This is a genomic window from Candidatus Kuenenia stuttgartiensis (genome assembly GCF_900232105.1).
In the GTDB taxonomy this organism is placed as follows: Bacteria; Planctomycetota; Brocadiia; order Brocadiales; family Brocadiaceae; genus Kuenenia; species Kuenenia stuttgartiensis_A.
The window spans coordinates 2,848,603-2,865,550 of sequence record NZ_LT934425.1 but is presented as its reverse complement, the minus strand read 5'-3'; the positions used below and the strand labels follow the sequence as shown (position 1 = coordinate 2,865,550).

The 16,948-nt window shown below is 42.5% G+C and carries 20 protein-coding genes; 7 read left to right on the top strand and 13 right to left on the bottom strand.

The window, feature by feature from the left end:
* Positions 1-14: 14 nt before the first annotated feature.
* The 6 genes from KSMBR1_RS13345 to KSMBR1_RS13320 form a co-directional block, all read right to left on the bottom strand.
* Positions 15-365, bottom strand: coding sequence for an ArsR/SmtB family transcription factor (locus KSMBR1_RS13345; protein WP_099325776.1), 351 nt, complete (start codon positions 363-365; stop codon positions 15-17).
* A 12-nt stretch (positions 366-377) separates the two neighbouring features.
* Positions 378-1,538, bottom strand: a complete 1,161-nt coding sequence (locus KSMBR1_RS13340) for a multiheme c-type cytochrome (RefSeq protein WP_099325775.1) — start codon at positions 1,536-1,538, stop codon at positions 378-380.
* 305 nt (positions 1,539-1,843) lie between these two features.
* On the bottom strand, positions 1,844-2,545 hold the full coding sequence (locus KSMBR1_RS13335) for a hypothetical protein (RefSeq protein WP_099325774.1): 702 nt from the start codon (positions 2,543-2,545) through the stop codon (positions 1,844-1,846).
* The gene (locus KSMBR1_RS13330; RefSeq protein ID WP_099325773.1) at positions 2,530-2,943 is read right to left on the bottom strand and encodes a hypothetical protein; all 414 of its coding nucleotides are present in this window, start codon (positions 2,941-2,943) and stop codon (positions 2,530-2,532) included. Before KSMBR1_RS13330 ends, KSMBR1_RS13335 begins: the two co-directional genes overlap by 16 nt.
* Complete coding sequence (locus KSMBR1_RS13325) at positions 2,924-3,691, bottom strand: hypothetical protein (RefSeq protein WP_157820603.1); 768 nt, start codon at positions 3,689-3,691, stop codon at positions 2,924-2,926. Before KSMBR1_RS13325 ends, KSMBR1_RS13330 begins: the two co-directional genes overlap by 20 nt.
* A gap of 102 nt (positions 3,692-3,793) precedes the next feature.
* Positions 3,794-4,612, bottom strand: a complete 819-nt coding sequence (locus KSMBR1_RS13320) for a class I SAM-dependent methyltransferase (RefSeq protein ID WP_099325771.1) — start codon at positions 4,610-4,612, stop codon at positions 3,794-3,796.
* Between the two features lie 194 nt (positions 4,613-4,806).
* On the opposite strand from KSMBR1_RS13320, the gene KSMBR1_RS13315 reads away from it, so the two are divergent.
* The 3 genes from KSMBR1_RS13315 (at position 4,807) to KSMBR1_RS21110 (ending at position 6,176) form a co-directional block, all read left to right on the top strand.
* Positions 4,807-5,160, top strand: coding sequence for an ArsR/SmtB family transcription factor (locus tag KSMBR1_RS13315; protein WP_099325770.1), 354 nt, complete (start codon positions 4,807-4,809; stop codon positions 5,158-5,160).
* A gap of 282 nt (positions 5,161-5,442) precedes the next feature.
* Positions 5,443-5,856, top strand: coding sequence for an ArsR/SmtB family transcription factor (locus tag KSMBR1_RS13310; protein ID WP_099325769.1), 414 nt, complete (start codon positions 5,443-5,445; stop codon positions 5,854-5,856).
* A 116-nt stretch (positions 5,857-5,972) separates the two neighbouring features.
* The gene (locus KSMBR1_RS21110) at positions 5,973-6,176 is read left to right on the top strand and encodes a hypothetical protein (RefSeq protein ID WP_164995473.1); all 204 of its coding nucleotides are present in this window, start codon (positions 5,973-5,975) and stop codon (positions 6,174-6,176) included.
* A gap of 169 nt (positions 6,177-6,345) precedes the next feature.
* Here KSMBR1_RS21110 and KSMBR1_RS13305 read toward each other — a convergent pair whose 3' ends face one another.
* The 3 genes from KSMBR1_RS13305 to KSMBR1_RS13295 all read right to left on the bottom strand — a co-directional run bounded on the left by KSMBR1_RS13305 (position 6,346) and on the right by KSMBR1_RS13295 (position 8,177).
* Positions 6,346-6,717 (bottom strand): DUF5615 family PIN-like protein, encoded by a 372-nt coding sequence (locus KSMBR1_RS13305; RefSeq protein ID WP_099325768.1) that lies wholly within the window; start codon positions 6,715-6,717, stop codon positions 6,346-6,348.
* Positions 6,714-6,956 carry a DUF433 domain-containing protein gene (locus KSMBR1_RS13300; RefSeq protein WP_099325767.1) on the bottom strand — a complete coding sequence of 81 codons (243 nt, stop codon included), beginning with the start codon at positions 6,954-6,956 and terminating at the stop codon, positions 6,714-6,716. Before KSMBR1_RS13300 ends, KSMBR1_RS13305 begins: the two co-directional genes overlap by 4 nt.
* A gap of 603 nt (positions 6,957-7,559) precedes the next feature.
* A complete protein-coding gene (locus KSMBR1_RS13295; RefSeq protein WP_197705202.1) occupies positions 7,560-8,177 on the bottom strand; it encodes a DJ-1/PfpI family protein in 618 nt (205 codons plus the stop codon).
* A gap of 530 nt (positions 8,178-8,707) precedes the next feature.
* Here KSMBR1_RS13295 and KSMBR1_RS13285 point away from each other — a divergent pair.
* Positions 8,708-9,763 (top strand): NAD(P)/FAD-dependent oxidoreductase, encoded by a 1,056-nt coding sequence (locus tag KSMBR1_RS13285; protein ID WP_099325765.1) that lies wholly within the window; start codon positions 8,708-8,710, stop codon positions 9,761-9,763.
* A 336-nt stretch (positions 9,764-10,099) separates the two neighbouring features.
* Here the strand turns inward: KSMBR1_RS13285 and KSMBR1_RS22735 are convergent, their stop codons facing one another.
* The 3 genes from KSMBR1_RS22735 to KSMBR1_RS13270 all read right to left on the bottom strand — a co-directional run bounded on the left by KSMBR1_RS22735 (position 10,100) and on the right by KSMBR1_RS13270 (position 12,814).
* Entirely contained in the window at positions 10,100-11,179 is a 1,080-nt protein-coding gene (locus KSMBR1_RS22735) for a heavy metal translocating P-type ATPase (protein ID WP_261341106.1), read from the bottom strand.
* A 23-nt stretch (positions 11,180-11,202) separates the two neighbouring features.
* Complete coding sequence (locus tag KSMBR1_RS22730; RefSeq protein ID WP_099325763.1) at positions 11,203-12,300, bottom strand: heavy metal translocating P-type ATPase; 1,098 nt, start codon at positions 12,298-12,300, stop codon at positions 11,203-11,205.
* Positions 12,301-12,415: 115 nt separating this feature from the next.
* Positions 12,416-12,814 carry a CBS domain-containing protein gene (locus KSMBR1_RS13270; protein WP_099327063.1) on the bottom strand — a complete coding sequence of 133 codons (399 nt, stop codon included), beginning with the start codon at positions 12,812-12,814 and terminating at the stop codon, positions 12,416-12,418.
* A 247-nt stretch (positions 12,815-13,061) separates the two neighbouring features.
* Between KSMBR1_RS13270 and hslV the strand changes: the two genes are divergently transcribed.
* The 3 genes from hslV to KSMBR1_RS13255 all read left to right on the top strand — a co-directional run bounded on the left by hslV (position 13,062) and on the right by KSMBR1_RS13255 (position 15,906).
* Positions 13,062-13,601 carry an ATP-dependent protease subunit HslV gene (hslV, locus tag KSMBR1_RS13265; RefSeq protein WP_164995774.1) on the top strand — a complete coding sequence of 180 codons (540 nt, stop codon included), beginning with the start codon at positions 13,062-13,064 and terminating at the stop codon, positions 13,599-13,601.
* Positions 13,602-13,603: 2 nt separating this feature from the next.
* Positions 13,604-14,953 (top strand): ATP-dependent protease ATPase subunit HslU, encoded by a 1,350-nt coding sequence (hslU, locus tag KSMBR1_RS13260; RefSeq protein ID WP_099325761.1) that lies wholly within the window; start codon positions 13,604-13,606, stop codon positions 14,951-14,953.
* Positions 14,954-15,168: 215 nt separating this feature from the next.
* Positions 15,169-15,906, top strand: coding sequence for a gamma-glutamyl-gamma-aminobutyrate hydrolase family protein (locus KSMBR1_RS13255; protein ID WP_099325760.1), 738 nt, complete (start codon positions 15,169-15,171; stop codon positions 15,904-15,906).
* A 190-nt stretch (positions 15,907-16,096) separates the two neighbouring features.
* Here the strand turns inward: KSMBR1_RS13255 and KSMBR1_RS13250 are convergent, their stop codons facing one another.
* Entirely contained in the window at positions 16,097-16,528 is a 432-nt protein-coding gene (locus KSMBR1_RS13250) for a Fur family transcriptional regulator (RefSeq protein ID WP_099325759.1), read from the bottom strand.
* Between the last annotated feature and the right edge of the window lie 420 nt (positions 16,529-16,948).

Below are 16,948 nucleotides of genomic sequence, written 5' to 3'. Positions count from 1 at the left end.
TGCATAAAAGTTTTCTACCGAAGAGAGCACGCCTTTTCCCGACTCTTTCCTTCTCCGTGAACTGACTCCGGAGAACGTCTCTCCACAGGATATTCCTCCGATAAGAATGCAAGCAATTTTTCAACCAGCTTTGGGCGCGTAATGTAATAACACCTAAGTTTGCCGTCCTCATGATAATCGACAATCTGTTCATGACGAAGAGCCGTTAAATGCTGTGAGACGTTTGACTGAGGCACATCAAGCAAATCCTGTATGTCTGTGACACATTTAGCTCCACGGGAAAGTTCTTCCAGGATTGCCAGCCTTGTCGGGTGTGCAAGAATTCGTAATCGATCAGCTTTTTTTCTTAAATCAAGTTTTTTCAATTTCAAACTTCCTCATTTCATTATTTCCACCGATGTAGAATAAAAAGGTACGGTAATCTTGCTGAAAGGTATGGGCGCCTCATCAGCCTTCTTGGGGAATATTAAATATTCAATCATGTCTAATCGCAACGTTAGCTTTTTAAAGGATGCATCACGTGGGATTTTGTATTTGTAATAAAATGATTTACACTCTCCAGGCGCCAATCTCCCATCTTTCACCTCCGTTGGGTATCCGGGAAACTCGAATGTCCTTGTAATGAAATATTCCTTTAATCCCTTTTCCTCTCCATTTTCATCCAGCACCGCCACGCGGGCAGCAATGGCCCTGACCGGGCAACCCGTTGGCACATAATGCCCGGCCCCGGTGTTGGTGACCCTTATTTCGGCCTTTACCTTATCTCCCGGTTTAGAGGTATCCTTTTCCGTTTTTAATTCTGTTTTAAGCGCTTTTCTTAATTCCTCAGGACTGCGAGAGCTTTTCTGGTCATGCATACCGTAAATACGCCTTGGCTTTCCCAATGAGGCAAGCCCTTCTTTCCTCTCCATGTGACAATCCTGACAGGTCTCCTTTTTGCCCGACCTTTTATACTCATCGCTGGTATAGCATGTCTTTTTAATCCTTGCCCGTGGAAAGCCCCAGGAATGACAGGTATAACAGAACTCAGACTTTTGAAAAGACGGATCGTATTTAACCGGGTGCGGCGCTTCCCCTTCCTTTATCTTTCGGGGGCCATAAATGGTTTTATTTCGCAAATGACAAACCACACAAGTCACGCCCTCTTTCATAAGAATAGCATCAAATTCTTTGTTTTTTATTGCGACAAAAGGCGAAGGGCCAGTTTCTTTAAACCCCCGTAATATTTTAGGCTTCTGTTCCAGCATGGGAAAATGGCAATTAGAGCAGAAGGGAGGATTATTCCTTGCCGTCCAGCATGCCTGAAATACAGGGTTTGTCGATGATTTGCTGTGCAAGGACTCCCGCCATTGGTCATAAATTTCCCGGTGACAATCTTTACATGAGTCGGCGCTATGTAAAGGAATATTTTGGGGCAAGTCTAACCGGGGAATATAATTTGATGGGCCAATAAATGTGACACCTGCATCACTACCCAACAAAACATGGGAGGCGATAATACTAACTGTTAAAAACAGAATTATTTTAAAGGTGTTCATGTCTATGCTCAAAATTCGATTTTTAAACCAAAGCTGGTAAAAAAGGCATCATAATCACCCAAGAGTAGTGTCTTTGCTCTGTCGTTCTGTACAAGATACCTTGAATTAACAAAGAACGATATGACAGTATCAGGCGATCGTAGATACTTATAATCAATTCCCATAAACGGCGCTGATTGAAAGAAGTCTGCATTATGCGATTCAGAGAAATACTTAGGCGCTGTAAATAAATTAACGTCTCACTTTGAAGCCTTGATTGCATGTTTCCAGAGCATGAAATTGATCTACTTGATACCTTTATTTATTTACAGTGCCTTACCATCAACTGCTAAGAAGGTATTCCCTACATTAAAATACATCTTAGACCTGAGCCGATAAAGTATTGGGATCCCGTATGTCAGGGAAATAGCATTCACATCAAAATCCATATTATTGGCATCATCCGTTTTACGTCTGTATTGATACAGCGAATATACCAGGGAGACCTTATGATTGTAAGGCAAATCAGAGGCAACACCTATTCCTCCGTGAGATATACTCCCCTTTTTTCCAGTGCCTTCCTGTGTTCTGATACCAAAGAAAGGCTCTATAAAACCAGGCTCTTGAACATTGCCTGCCTTTGAACTTTCTATCTGTCGTAAGTAATCCATGTCTGCAAAAAGCCTTGTAAAAGAAAGGATTCCAGGGAATGGATAGTCAAGGTGCAGTCGTACTCCCTCTCTATTTTGCGGATACTTCTTTGCGTCGTGGAGTTGCCAACTATCCGCATATGTTGTGAAATAGGGAAGTTCATAAAAGAGACCAGGAGATTGGACATCGCCTGGTCTTTCCATCTTTATCACAAAGGGGTCATACTTCGGTTCGACCCAAATGCCTTCCAAGTTAAAACTTACCCTCCCGACTGTGCCACTGATGCCCGTATTAAACAGATTTCCATGAACATCGATTCCATCGCTTCCGATAGGTCGATAAATACTATGTGCATAGGCAACTAGAGAAAAAGACATGGCAGATAGAGAACGCATTGCGGTCGATAAATACTATGTGCATAGGCAACCCATGCCTTATAGGTCGTCAGGAAATTATACGAGTACTCTGCACCGAGGACAAACGCGTCCTGTTTCCCTGTTTTATTGTAAGGAGACTCCCATCGTACCGGATTACCATCCACCATACCCTGTAAGGGTGAGTCTGTTTCAGATGTTGATGCGCCCCTGTTAAACGGACTCATAAAATTGAAACCAAATTTCATATCTTCATATTCCCTTCCCACGTAGAATCCACCCACCCAACTGGTAGAATCTGAATCTTCCGGTAATTCTGCAAAATATACCTCGTACAGGGTTGATGGAATAACGAAGGGGTTATAAAATCGCCTGACAACATTAACTCCATAAAAGGGCAAATAGTCTGGTCCGTAAAAGGTCGGATTGGGTTCCGTAATCACCCACGTGCAGCGGAGTGAAGGCGCCTACGGACATAGTGGTATCTAAGGGTTGGTACCGCGCCCAGGCCGTGTTGAGTGAGACGTCATTCGAGTGTCCCGCAAAAGGATTGGAAAAATACGGCAGGGTAACACCCCATATATCTCCGGTACCGGCATCACCTCCCAGTCCATATGCATCAACCTCCAGGCCTACAGTCCAGTCCTCTGACATATCTGCATAAACACCCGCCCTTGCCCTTGTCGTTATTGCCGCACCTTCTTCGATGGAAAATACATTCGACGGCCGGGGTAGTGTGTACGTTGGTTCCCACTCCTTGTGCATCCTCTGTGTGAGAAATCCCATCGTATAATCAAAGGCGCCTTGAGTTTTTGCAGTAGCGTCTTTGAAGTCAACGTCAATACCCGTTGCTATAGATTCAATACTAAAAATGGTTTTGTATCTATCTGATTCGGGTTTCGTCTGGAACCAGTTGGATTCTGGCTTTATCTCTTGAAGTGCATCGGCAACCCTATCCATGTCTAACCCAAGCAAAGGGGCTCTGAGGTATTTATCACTTATATCTTCGGTCTTTTTTTTATCTTTGATATTGGGAAGTGTAAAATCAGGGGCATTAGTGCCAACCTGTTCGATATCTGCATAGGCTACGTCATGCAAGGCGATAAAAATAATAAGACAGAAAGAGAATAAAGATAACCACAGTTTCATTTTATTGCCTTCACCTTTCAGGAAAACCAAGAAGAGTTTTACGAGTGACACAATGTTAGCAATATTCCCGGCAGAAAAAGGGTTGTCAAGCGGTTGAAATGATCATGTCCGGAGCGCCACCACCACCAGGTATTCCGACTCAACGAGAGTGGAGCCTCTATTTCCTTTGTTGTGGGCGGTCCAAAGCCCTTCGAGATCTTTGCGAAATGCGGCTTGTCCATCGGCATCAAGTGCAGCGAACGCTCGCTGTGTCGGACCATAAAACTGCCTCCAAAACTCGACCACTTCTGCAGGAGCAAACGGGAACTTAAAGGATATAATGCATCGAGCAAACTCTAATGCTGATGTGCCTTTCTGCAGGCGTTCACGCACCGTGGCTTCGTCTCCCCAAAGAAGTGGAGATGGCACTCCCGGCGGTGGAGGAACACGACTGGTGGTCGTCTTGAATACCTGTCCAATAAATCCGGAAGACACCCAGTTGGCCATAGCGATACGTCCGCCAGGGCGGCATACGCGGACAAGCTCTGCCGCAGTCTTTTCCGGGTGTGGGGCAAACATTGCCCCAAACATCGTAACCACCAAATCAAAGGTGTGGTCGGGATAGGGAAGGTTTTCAACATCGCCTTCATCAAGCTTGATCAGGAGTCCCTCTGTTTTCGCACGATCTCTGCCTTGTTCCAGGAGATTAGGAACTATGTCTACTCCGGTAACACATGCGCCGGCCCGCGCACATGGCAAAGTAAGATTACCGGTACCGCATGCAACATCAAGTACTCTAAGGCCGGGAGTGACCTTCAGTCTATCAACAAATTCTGCTGCGCCATCTTCATACGATTTTGCAATCTCTCCGAAATTTCCTGCTGCCCAGGTCGCCTGGAGCCGGGATTTAAATACGCCAATATCGGAAATGGTTTCACTCATAAATTTCCCCCTTTTTATCTAAAGCCATTCTTCATTTATTTTAGCAAGTTATCTGAGTTAAAATACCGCCACCTGAAGTATCCCTTGAACCTCCAGATGTAAAAAAACTAACCCCTGAAAATATTATTGATTGTATTAGAATATTATCATATTATATTTCAATCAAGTAAAATATACAAAGAGAGGAATGACAAATGAATAAATTAGATATAAGAGACAAAGCGGAAATTTTAAAGATCCTGGGACATCCAACCAGATTGTTGATATTGGAAGAGATTGCTGAAGGGGCTAAGTGTGTAACGGATATCCAGGATTTATTGGACATTGAACAGTCCAACCTCTCTCAACATCTTTCGGTATTGCGAAGGCTTAAGATAATTGATTTTTATGAGGATGGAGCGCTTCGTTGTTATTACATCACACGCCCCAAAATGGCAGATTCGCTATTTATGTTTATTTCCGGAAATTACCCTGTTGTACGACGTTCATGCGAAGAAGTTCGAAAGGAGAGTGAAAGAAGACAGACAAAAACAGCCACGAGAAAATAAATTTTATTCGTACAGGAATTTCATTTCATTACCTTCGCAACGATTATGACAAACAATCCCTTCCCGAAACCTTCTTCAAAGGCACTTATTTCCATCAAAAGAGGACGCTGATTTTCTCAGACACACACTGGCAATTTTGTATGTAATCCTGATAATCTGCGTGTATCTGCATCCAAAATAAAAATATTGCTGCTGTAAAAAAAGCGCTTGACAAACACGCTCTTTTGTAATATTTTAATTAAGTTATTACTAAAATACTTAACAGAATAGGAGCATAAAGAAATGAAGTTAGTACCTTCCGAAATTTTTAAGGTATTAGCCGTGGAAACACGGGTTAGAATAATTGATCTCCTGAAGTCCAAGGGGCCGCTTGGCGTCAAAAATATTGCAGAACTGGTTGGCATAACACCAGCCGCGGTATCACAACATCTAAAAATATTGAAGCAGTCAGGTCTTGTCAGGAGTGAAAGAAAGGGATACTGGATACCGTATTCCATAGATGAAGAGGCGTTAGAAAATTGCCGACAGATTTTAAACGAAGTTTGTACATGTGGATGCTCAGAAACCGGCAAATTCAAAGAGAAAGAACTGAGTGGAGCAAGTTTAGAATTACTCAGGAAATATGAGAAGGAATTGCAAAATGAAATCAGAACTGTCCATGAAAGGATTAAAGAAATAGCAACCCCAAAGAAGTAGGTAAATTTTTTTAATTTTATAATTAAGTATATGCTTAAATACCTAACTACTATCTTTATATGTTTGCTGACGTGGTCAGCACAATATCGAATTTTATAGGAAGGAGGTGATGAAAAATGTGTTGCAAACCAGGAGGAAGCCAAAGAATGACGGGGGTTTTGGGATGTAGCTGTGGCTGCTGCGGGTGTGGATGTCGTCCTTTCTTCCGACGTTTCATATCCACAAAAGAGGAACAGGAAATGTTGGAAGAGTACAGTGACCAACTGAAGAAAGAGCTCGCAGGAGCAGCAGAACGCATCCAGGAACTTAAAGGCAAGTAAGGCACTGTAAATAAATAAAGGTATCAAGTAGATCAATTTCATGCTCTGGAAACATGCAATCAAGGCTTCAAAGTGAGACGTTAATTTATTTACAGCGCCTAAGCTCAAGCTCCAACGCGGGGCGGGCAAATGTTAAAACCCCCGCCCCGCCTTTATTTGATTATCACAGTCATTTTCCTGCTTCTGACTGATGAATCCGAATTCGGCCGACCTCGACAATCCAAAGCTTCTTCTCTACGGGCATTTGAGTGAGTAATTGTAGAAATTGCAGGACCAGTTGTTCCAGCAAAGCAAAACCTGGATTCCGGGGAATACGAATGACAACTATGCCACTTGCTGAACATGGTGGAAAGCTGATTACATCCGCAAAATCCAAGTCCAGCGTTATCAGACAACGTTGTTCCTTACAGCATACCTCATAGAGATTTCGATCCAAACACCCCTGGAGTTCCTGACTACGGACTGTTTGAATGTCATGTCCCGCTGCACGAAAAATTTCCTGTGTTCGTGTTCCAAAGTTCTCATCTAATTTAAACTTCATCCTGTCGTCCCGGTTGGTATTTCAACATATCGTTCTCGCGCCATCTCAGCTCCATAGGCAAGAGCAGCCCGAACATCTTCCTCCGTCAGTTGAGGATATTCTGCAAGAATCTCCTCAATACTCATCCCATTGGACAGAAAATCAAGAATCAGTGATACCCAGATGCGAGTGCCACGAATGCAGGGTTTGCCAAAGCAGACACCCTGATCGATGGTAATACGTTGTAAAAGCGGATTCATATTCGTTTCTCCTTATCTGAAAAAGCCATTATCTGTTTTGCATCCCTTATATTCTGCGACAATTTAAGACTTTTGGCTAATATAATCAACTAATTTGTTAAAGGAAACAAAAGGCCACATATTCCTCCCTGCCCTTCACATACATATTTTCATTTCGTTGCTTCCGCTGAAATTACTACAAATAATCCTTTTCCAAAGCCTTCTTCAATGGGTCTCTACATTATACATTACGGGTTCACAGATTGTGATTTTTTAAAAGTTGCCGTTGTAGAGCGACGAGGCTCGTCGCTCTACATTGAGAAAGCAACCAAAGGCCTACTTTATTTGCCAGAAAGTGCAAAGAAATTACTTATAAGGTGCTAAACCTTTTCGCAGACAGTGCTGCGAAAAGGAAATCCGAAATACTAAGCACGAAATACGAAACAGGCAGGTTTTATGGCCACAGCAAACGGACACATCTCATGGTCTTGGTTTTGAACATTTGAATTTTGAGTTTCGGTATTGTTTCGAATTTCGACATTCGACTTTCGTATTTAGACGCTTTGATATATCGACAAAATTTTGTCGATGTTGAGGCGCTAATCGCCTAAATGGATATATTTTTTATTTCTGAAGCGCCTTTACAATGGCCTCGCCGAACTTCTTTGCCGATGCAGGTCCGTCTGCCGTTATTATATTCCCGTCTCTTTCAACGCCCTCGCCGGTGTAATTTGCCCCTTCGGATTTGATATCATTTACGGTGGAGGAATATGTTGTGGCTTTTTTCCCTTTAAGCAATCCGGCTTTTGCAAGCGTCACCGGCGCTATGCAAATTGCTCCCACTATTTTGTTTACCTTGTTTGCCTCTTTGGCAATCGTATGCGCCGTAGGGTTGTCCCAGTATTCGCTTGACCCTGTCCCCCCCACAAATATTACTGCGTCATAATCGCCAACAGCGATATCCGTAAAAAGGATATCCGGAGATACTTTTGCCCCTAACATCCCCTTTGATTCTTTTAATGAAGAAGAAGCGATTGTTACCGCCGCACCGTTTTTTTCCAGAATTGCCTTTGGTTCCAGCAATTCTTCGTCCCTGAAATTATTTTTTGCGATAATTATTACAACCTTTTTTCCTTTTATTGACTGCATGGCATGTGCCTCCTTACTGTTAATAACGCTACAGAATGTAAATAAAATAAATGGTATAAGCGCTAATCGATATACAAGGAACGTCTTTTTCATTTTTGTTCCCTCCGGAATGAGTTGTAAGATATGGTATTACCATGTAAAAACTTCTTTTTTTGTAAGTTTTTCTTTGTACTACTATCCATCAACTTCTTGTTTTTTATGCTCGTTTTTCAAAATGCATAACCGTAAGGCATTGATTAGATGAGGATTACGTAAAGTTTGGAGCATTGGGTTTTTTGTCATTTGAATTTGTTTCGTATTTCGATATTCGTATTTTGAATTTGGTTGCGGCCAAAGGCCGCGCCAAGCCCTTTGTGGTTAAACTCTTTTCGGTTGCGGCTTTGCTATGCTATGGTAACAATTCAGACTTTTGGAGAAATGGAAAATCAGGGGCACATTCCCCATAAAAAGCACATTCCGCAACCAAAGTGTTTTTTATTATTGCCAGTACATAATGTAATATATAATTGATAAACAACTGTTTTCATTTTACCTTTGAAAGTCTGTTCCGGCAAATACGTTTTTTTGATGGGAAAAGTTAACTATCGTTTCCCGGAAACTTATTTGGAGAAAGCGAGTATAAGATGAATGCGATATATGATGCCGTAGTGGTAGGTTCAGGCCCTTCGGGCGCTGCTGCTGCAAAAAGGCTGACCGGCGAGGGACTCCGGGTACTGGTATTGGAGAAAAAGAAACTTCCCCGATATAAGATATGTTCAGGCATTATTTTTAAAAAATCCCAGGAGATCACCGAACGCTATTTTGGCAGGATTCCCGATGCCGTTTATGTACAGCCAAAGCTGTTAAAAGGGGTAAGGTTCTGGAGTGATCTTGGGAATTATTCAGACTGGCCGTTTTCAAAGGATAGTGAGGGGGCGCCGAATGTATGGCGTTCGGAATACGATTACTGGCTTATCAGCAATTCCGGGGCAGAAGTGATGGATTGTGCTGTGTTTAAAGGGTTTGAAACGGAGGGGAATGCGGTTGTTGTTCATTATTATGATGCCAGAGAAAATAAAATCCGCCAGGCAAAATGCAGGTATTTGATAAGCGCCGAGGGAAGTGTTTCTTGTATCAGGGCAATGCTTTCACCAGCATTTGAGCGTAATGTGAAATGGTTTATTGCATATCAAAATTATTATGAAGGGCAGTCCAGTTTAGACCCATATTTTTATCATGGATTCCTTGACCAAAAATATGGCGAAGTGTATGCATGGTTCAGTGTAAAGGATGATTTGCAGGTGTTTGGCACATCCGTAAGAAAGGGGGCTAAAATCCTTCCTTGTCTAAATGCATTTCACGAAATGTTGGAGAAAGAACATGGGCTGGCATTGAAAAAATTGGTGCGAAAGACAAGCTGCCTGGGAAATACTATGTGCGCTTCGGGGAATTTTTCTCTGGGGAAGGGCAATATCCTTCTGGTGGGGGAAGCCGCGGGGTTTTTGAATGCCTTTGGAGAAGGGATTTCATGTGCATTGTCGTCGGGGCTTTTTGCTGCGGAAGCGATATGCGCCTGTATTAAATCGGGCGAAGATGTGATTTCTGCGTATACGGAATTGACAAAGAAGGAAAGAAGACAGACTTCGGTATCGTGGAAATTAGGGGCAAAAATAGCAGGAAGGGATCTTATGCCTCTATAATATTACTCCGTAAAAACATCTTTTTTTGTAGGTTTTTGTTTATTGAAGATTGCTAAATCGTTCGATTGAGCTTACGACAAAGTCCGAAGCACGAAATCCGAAACGATTTCAAAATTACAAATTCAAATGTTCCAAACCTCGTTTTTAATTTCTTTAATTTGATATTAGAATTTCTTTCGGATTTCGATATTCGAGTTTCGAATTTGTCAAAAAAACAACAGTATTTATTATTCAGAACTAAGTAACTTTTCCTGGTTACTGCTGCGCCTCGCTATGAAACAGTCAGCATTGGCAAATATTCCGAAAATAAGCGGTCAGGAAGATTTATCATACACGTCAGCGGAAGGACATCCGTTTTAAGAGCAGGGAGTTTGTTACTACGGATACGGAAGAAAGCGCCATTGCAAGTCCGGCATATTCAGGTTTAAGGCTGATGCCAAAGAAAGGATACAGGGCGCCGGCGGCAACCGGGATTCCAATGGAGTTATAAAAAAATGCCCAGAACAAATTTTGCCGTATCTTTGCCAGTGTTTTTTTCCCTAACCGGATAGCCCGCACAATGTCCATAATATCATTTTTCATAAGTATTATGTCGCCTGCCTCCTTTGCAACGTCTGTTCCCGCGCCAATGGCAATGCCTACATCCGCCTGCGCCAGGGCCGGCGCATCATTTATGCCGTCGCCTACCATTCCCACCTTCATTCCCCGTTCCTGATAGTTTTTTACAATGTCCCTTTTTTCTCCCGGCAAAACTTTCGAATGGTATTCTTTTATGTTTACCGCGGAAGAGACGGCATTTGCCGCAGGCTCGTTATCTCCTGTAATCATTACGGCACGTATATTCATTTTTTGTAATGACGCTACCACGTCCTTTGCGTTTTGTTTTATTGTATCCGCAAGCCCCAGCATGCCCTTGCAGACATTGTCGTAAGAGACGTAGAGAATGGATTCTCCCCTATATTCCAACTCCCCTGCTTTGTTTCGTAAGTCTTCAATATTGATATTGTTTGATGTCATAAGCGACTCATTGCCTATCATCAGTGCTTTATCCCTGTATTTGCAAAGTATCCCGCTGCCGGCACGTTCTTCGAAGTCCTGAACTGTATCCCATGTAAAATTTCTTGCCTTTGCTTCGTCAACAACTGAAAGGGAAAGGGGATGATTAGAAAAGGCGCAGCCTGCGGCGGTGAGGGTGAGCAGTTCATTATCATTTATTTTTCCCGACGGGAAGATGCTTGTCACCCCAAACCTTCCTTCGGTAATAGTGCCTGTTTTATCAAATACGATAGTGTCTATACGCGCAATCTGTTCAAGGGCGCTGGCTTTTTTTATGAGTATTGAATTGTTGAGTCCAATGCCGCTCCCCACCATAATGGCAGTTGGCGTAGCAAGCCCAAGGGCGCAGGGACACGCTATTACCAGGACTGCTACCGCCGTTTTTAAAGCCCATACAAAGGGAGGGTGGGAGTGACGTCATAAAATATGAGATACCAGCAGAAAAACGTTATTATGGAAATAGCGACAACGATTGGAACAAAGACATTGGACACTTTATCCGCAAACCGCTGTATGGGAGCCTTGTCCATCTGGGCGTCTTCTACCATAGTAATAATCTGAGATAAAACGGTTTTCTCGCCTACCCGCAAGGTTTTTATAATGAGGACTCCCGTTTTGTTAATGGTTGACCCAATAACGCTGTCGCCTTTTTTCTTTACAACCGGCATTGATTCGCCAGTTACCATGGATTCATCAATTGTTGCCGTTCCCTCTGTTATTTCACCATCCACCGGAATAATTTCACCGGGCCGTACAATAACCGTATCTCCCACCTTAAGTATGGAGGCGTTTACTTTCGTTTCCTTTCCTTCAGGGGACAACAAATGCGCTTTGTCTGCCTGTAGTGTTATGAGTTTTTGCAGCGCCTTGCCTGCCCTGCCTTTTGCGCGTTCTTCCAGATACTTTCCGATGCGGATGAAGGCAATCAGCATTACGGATGTTTCGAAAAATGCGTGGCCTGAAGCGCCAAAAATGCCGAAAACGGCAAAGACGCTGTAGAGAAAGGCAGACAAAACTCCTATGGAGACGAGAACATCCATGTTGGCAAAAAGATTTTTAATGGATTTATAGGCGCTGATAAAAAAGTCCATACCGGAACCAAGAATGGTGATTGTTGCGATTCCCATCTGCAGGAAGGAAAGGTGCTTATTATCCAGTCCTGGAAAAGGAACATACATGATTACCATCATTACAATGGAAGCTGCAATGCTATAAATCAGCCATGCTATCTGAACGGACCCTTTTGATGATTGGTCCATTCGCATCCTTTCTTTTGCAGTATAACCAATGCTTTTTATGCATCTTGCGATACTACTTTTGTTTATAGCATGTGTATCATAGCTGACCAGGCAGGATGCCGTGGAGAAATTTACTCGTACCGATGTAATACCTTTTACTTCACGCAGCCTTCGCTCAATAGTAGCGGCACAGTTAACGCGATGCATGCCGGAAATATCAAATTTAATAGTCTGTTCAGCCATTTTGCCTTCCTATGGTATTACCTGTAAAAACTTTTTTAAATAAGTAGAGAAGCATGGCCATGCTTCTCTACTTTTTGGGTTGCGGATTGCTGAGTCTGGTGTATTGCGAACAATCTTATTCGTAGCAAACGGTTACAAACTCAGGTTCTACCATACTGCTAAGGATATCGCACCGTGAAATAATCCCGACAAGCATATCGTTCCTTACTACTGGGACCCTGATAATATTGTGCTTTGTCATAAGGTCGATAATTTCCTCTATGGAGGAATCTTCTTTTACGCATACAGGGGTTTTTGTCATAATTTCTTCAGCCGTTACCTGTTCCAGTTTTTTTCCCGCCTGAATCACTTTGAGAAGATCGAATTCGCTTACAACACCAATAACCCTTCCTTTTTCGTCCACCACGGGTACTCCGCTATACATGCCTGATAGAAGTTTTACCGTTAAATCCCTGCCAAGGGTGTTTCTTTTTGCCGCAACAACTATCTTATTCATAACATCTTTTGCAAGCATAATTCTCTCCTCCTTTATAAAAGATAAAAACCTTAAAATAACTTTTTCATTATATAACAAATTCTGTACGAAAGTCTTTTCAAAAATCATGTAACACTTTAGTTTTACAAAATCATACAATCATTTTTTATGTGTAAAATGCCGGCAAAGGGGAATGTGTCGCATAAGAGAAAAACCCTTGATAACTCTTAGTTTTGTTGATACCATTTGAACTTAAATTATTTTAGGGTAAAACATTGAGGAATTTATTTTGAAACCGTTTATTTCATCCACAACAATTTTATCAGTGAGAAAGGGCGGACATGTTGCCATAGGCGGCGATGGGCAGGTTACTATGCAAGCCACGGTGGTGAAGCATGATGCTAAAAAGATTCGACGGTTGTATCATGATAAGGTACTGGTCGGGTTTGCCGGTTCGTCGGCGGATTCTTTCGCGCTTATGGAGCGTTTTGATGCAAAGCTGGAACAATACCAGGGTAACGTGTTGCGGAGCGCACATGAACTGGCAAGGGAGTGGAGAACAGATAAGGTATTAAGAAGACTAGAGTCCCTCCTGGTGGTGGTAGATAAACAGCATTCTTTTCTGATCTCCGGAAGCGGCGATGTGATTGAACCGGATGACGGTATCATTGGCATTGGATCGGGAGGTTCGTATGCGGTTGCTGCTGCCCGCGCTTTGGCAAAACACACTCCGTTGTCTGTGAAAGAAATTGTTGCGGAATCGTTGAATATTGCGGCGGATATTTGTGTCTATACCAACAAAAATATCAAAGTGGAGGAAGTATAGAAGTGGAGGAATTGACGCCTCGAAAGATTGTTGAGGAGCTTGATAAATATGTTATTGGGCAGAAAAGCGCCAAGCGCGCCGTGGCGATTGCGATACGAAACCGCTGGCGCAGGCATCAGCTTTCTGAGGAATTACGTGAAGAAATTTTACCAAAAAACATAATAATGATAGGGCCTACCGGCGTGGGAAAGACTGAAATAGCACGCCGCATGGCATCTATGGTAAAGGCGCCCTTTCTTAAAATCGAAGCATCCAAGTACACAGAGGTTGGATATCACGGACGTGATGTTGAATCTATGATACGCGATATTACCGAAATTGGCGTTAATATGGTAAAGGCAGAGATGGTGAAAGATGTTCAGGGCAAAGCAGAAGAGTTGGCGGAAGAACGCCTTCTTGACCTGCTATTGCCGCCGACTCCAAAGAATTCTGAGAAAATGGATAAGGAAAAAGAGGTGGCAAAAGAAGACCAGCGGATAAAAACAAGGGAAAAACTCAGGAAAAAATTGCGGGATGGCGCTCTTGCTAACCGCACGGTGGAGCTTACCGTACATGAAAAGTCATATGTGTTGCAGGGATTTGTCGCCGGTGTGGAAGATATGGGGATAGATTTTCAGAACATGATGGAAAAAATGATCCCGCCGCGGGCACAGGTCAGAAAGGCGCCGGTTGCCGAGGCAAAGAGGATTTTAATACAGGAAGAAGCGGAAAAACTTATTGATAAGGAAAAGGCAATACAGGAGGCGATTCGCAGGACAGAACAGTTTGGGATTATTTTCCTTGATGAAATTGATAAAATTGCGGGGCGCGAAACAAGCAGAGGCCCTGATGTGTCCCGCGAAGGGGTGCAAAGAGACCTCTTGCCGATTGTAGAGGGCACCACCGTTAATACCCGATACGGAATTGTCAAAACAGACCGTATTCTTTTTGTTGCAGCAGGAGCGTTTCATGTCTCAAAACCTTCGGATTTAATTCCTGAGCTGCAGGGGAGATTCCCTATTCGTGTTGAACTGGAAGATTTGGGGAAGGAAGAGTTTTTACGTATTTTAACAGAGCCAAAAAATGCGTTACTCAAACAATATAAATCACTTCTTGAGACAGAAGGGATAAAGGTTCATTTTAAAAAGGAAGCCATTGAAACTATTACGGAAATTGCCGTGCAGGTAAATAAACGTACTCAGAACATTGGAGCAAGGAGGCTGCATACTGTTTTGGAAAAACTGCTGGAGGACGCCTCCTTTGATGCACCTGATATGGAAGGGGGTAAGGAAGTGATTATTGACGATAAGTATGTTAATGATAAATTGCAGGCAATTGTCAAAGACGAAGATCTTAGCCGGTATATATTGTAAAAAATGAATAAGAGACAAACGTACGCGAAAAAAGAAAACTTATTTCGTTTAATGTATTTCGGCCATCATTATTAATACTCCAACCACTTCAGGAATATTCCCGCTGTATCATCCAACGTATGTTTCCCGCCTATAATGCCCCTCTCCTTAATCCCATTACTATAAAAACGAGCCTTGCTGTTTCGTCAAAACCTTTACGATAGTTGCTTAAGGTTATGAAGCCAATCATTGCGGTAAATTGTGATTATCGCTGGGAAAAAACCCGGCCTCATTCTTTTGTATACAGAGAGTATTGCGATGCGATAATCATGGGGGGAGGCATACCTGTTTTATTGCCTGTGCCGAGAGAAAAAGAGGAGGTTGTTTCTCTTTTAGAAAAAATGCACGGACTTCTTCTTACCGGCGGGGATGATATTTCCCCTGAATTGTACGGTGAAACAAGGCATAAAAACACGACATGCATCCATCCTGACAAAGAAGTTTCAGATATTGCCCTTTTACATCATGCCCTTCAATTAAAGATCCCCGTTTTTGCTATATGCTATGGCATTCAGTTGATAAATGTTGTTTGCGGGGGCGCCCTTATTCAGGATATTCCCAGCCAGAACACCAAATGTTGTAATCATAGGCTAACCGGTAAAAAACAGACACATACTGTCACCATAAAAAAAAATACCTTGCTCCATAAGGTTGTGGGAGAAGAACACATTGAGGTGAACAGCGCACATCATCAGGCTATAAAAAAAACGGGCAGCGGTTTAATTGTTTCTGCCCGTGCACCTGACGGAATCATTGAAGCCATTGAAGGCAGAGACCATCCGTTTTTGTTGGGGGTGCAATGGCATCCGGAGCGTCTGTGCAATAGTTCCTCACACAAAAAAGCACTCTTTTGTGAATTTATACGCGCCAGCGAAACATTCAGTGAGGAAAGAGAAAGGCAATCCTGGCGGTAGATGTATAAAATGGAACGGAGAGAACACCATTCAACCGTGCGAAATGAGCAAAAAAATGAATTTGGGTGGGTTTGACAGCAACTTTATTCTGTTATTGATGTTAATGTAGCGACGCATGCAATGCGTCTCTACAAAAATATTGAAATGCCTGTTCATAATTTCAGGGAAGTTACCGGAGAGATGAATTGCTTCAAAAACGGTCGCTATTGCTGCATTTACTGCAAACGCCGAAGAAAGATATCTGAAAGCCGGAAACAGAGAAATCTTTTCTTAATGAATCATCAAGTTTTATATTGGCGGTAAAAGCTTCGTGAATGTCATATATCTCCCTGCAATCAGAACAAATAAAATGATGGTGAACACTAATATCAGGATCATAATGCTTGCGGTCTTTATCAATGGTGAGTTCCTTTATTTCACCAAGATCCCTTAGCGTTTCCAGGGTTTTGTAAATTGTGGTAAAAGATACGGACGGATACACCTTTTTGACTTTTTTGTAAATCTCCTCGGCAGAGGGATGAGAGGTGTTATTCTCCAATACTTTGAAAATCATCAATCTTTGCGGTGTAATTTTAAGCCTGTTATTCTTTAATGTGTCCGTAAGTTTTTCTACCGTTTGCATGACAAATAGTAAATCCTAATAAAAAAACAGTCCTAATAAAAAATAATTATTAAACAATTAACACATTATTTAAAAAACAGTGTTATATGTCAATAAAAAATTAATGATGTTATCATAGCAGGGCAAAGCAGGAATTTAAAACCATGCGGGACAAAAGCATACTGATGGTTGCAATTGAAAGATGAATCAAAATTTTGAAAGAGGAGCATTCCCGATTTTTTGTAACCTTTTGTGTGATTGGGGCAAAACAACGCTGCCAGGGGTTAATACTACTGTATGTTTCATTAAAACATGGCAGAACCGGGAATACACCCAGATCAACCCCACAAGGGCATGAAAGCTGCAAGGGTGTGTGGCAAGCCTGTCCCCCGTTGGCGGGGGATTAAGGGGGTGGAATTGTCTACGGAGGAAATCTGGGAG

What these genes read in the sequence shown, in the direction of transcription:
- KSMBR1_RS13310 (WP_099325769.1), top strand. Translation starts at nt 5,443, where the DNA reads ATGAAGTTAGTACCTTCCGAAATTTTTAAGGTATTAGCCGTGGAAACA.
- KSMBR1_RS13255 (WP_099325760.1), top strand. Translation starts at nt 15,169, where the DNA reads ATGAAGCCAATCATTGCGGTAAATTGTGATTATCGCTGGGAAAAAACC.
- KSMBR1_RS13325 (WP_157820603.1), bottom strand. Translation starts at nt 3,691, where the DNA reads ATGAAACTGTGGTTATCTTTATTCTCTTTCTGTCTTATTATTTTTATC.
- KSMBR1_RS13285 (WP_099325765.1), top strand. Translation starts at nt 8,708, where the DNA reads ATGAATGCGATATATGATGCCGTAGTGGTAGGTTCAGGCCCTTCGGGC.
- KSMBR1_RS13305 (WP_099325768.1), bottom strand. Translation starts at nt 6,717, where the DNA reads ATGAAGTTTAAATTAGATGAGAACTTTGGAACACGAACACAGGAAATT.
- KSMBR1_RS13340 (WP_099325775.1), bottom strand. Translation starts at nt 1,538, where the DNA reads ATGAACACCTTTAAAATAATTCTGTTTTTAACAGTTAGTATTATCGCC.
- KSMBR1_RS13320 (WP_099325771.1), bottom strand. Translation starts at nt 4,612, where the DNA reads ATGAGTGAAACCATTTCCGATATTGGCGTATTTAAATCCCGGCTCCAG.
- KSMBR1_RS13270 (WP_099327063.1), bottom strand. Translation starts at nt 12,814, where the DNA reads ATGCTTGCAAAAGATGTTATGAATAAGATAGTTGTTGCGGCAAAAAGA.
- KSMBR1_RS13315 (WP_099325770.1), top strand. Translation starts at nt 4,807, where the DNA reads ATGAATAAATTAGATATAAGAGACAAAGCGGAAATTTTAAAGATCCTG.
- KSMBR1_RS22730 (WP_099325763.1), bottom strand. Translation starts at nt 12,300, where the DNA reads ATGGCTGAACAGACTATTAAATTTGATATTTCCGGCATGCATCGCGTT.
- KSMBR1_RS13250 (WP_099325759.1), bottom strand. Translation starts at nt 16,528, where the DNA reads ATGCAAACGGTAGAAAAACTTACGGACACATTAAAGAATAACAGGCTT.
- KSMBR1_RS13295 (WP_197705202.1), bottom strand. Translation starts at nt 8,177, where the DNA reads ATGAAAAAGACGTTCCTTGTATATCGATTAGCGCTTATACCATTTATT.
- KSMBR1_RS13300 (WP_099325767.1), bottom strand. Translation starts at nt 6,956, where the DNA reads ATGAATCCGCTTTTACAACGTATTACCATCGATCAGGGTGTCTGCTTT.
- KSMBR1_RS21110 (WP_164995473.1), top strand. Translation starts at nt 5,973, where the DNA reads ATGTGTTGCAAACCAGGAGGAAGCCAAAGAATGACGGGGGTTTTGGGA.
- KSMBR1_RS13335 (WP_099325774.1), bottom strand. Translation starts at nt 2,545, where the DNA reads ATGTCTTTTTCTCTAGTTGCCTATGCACATAGTATTTATCGACCTATC.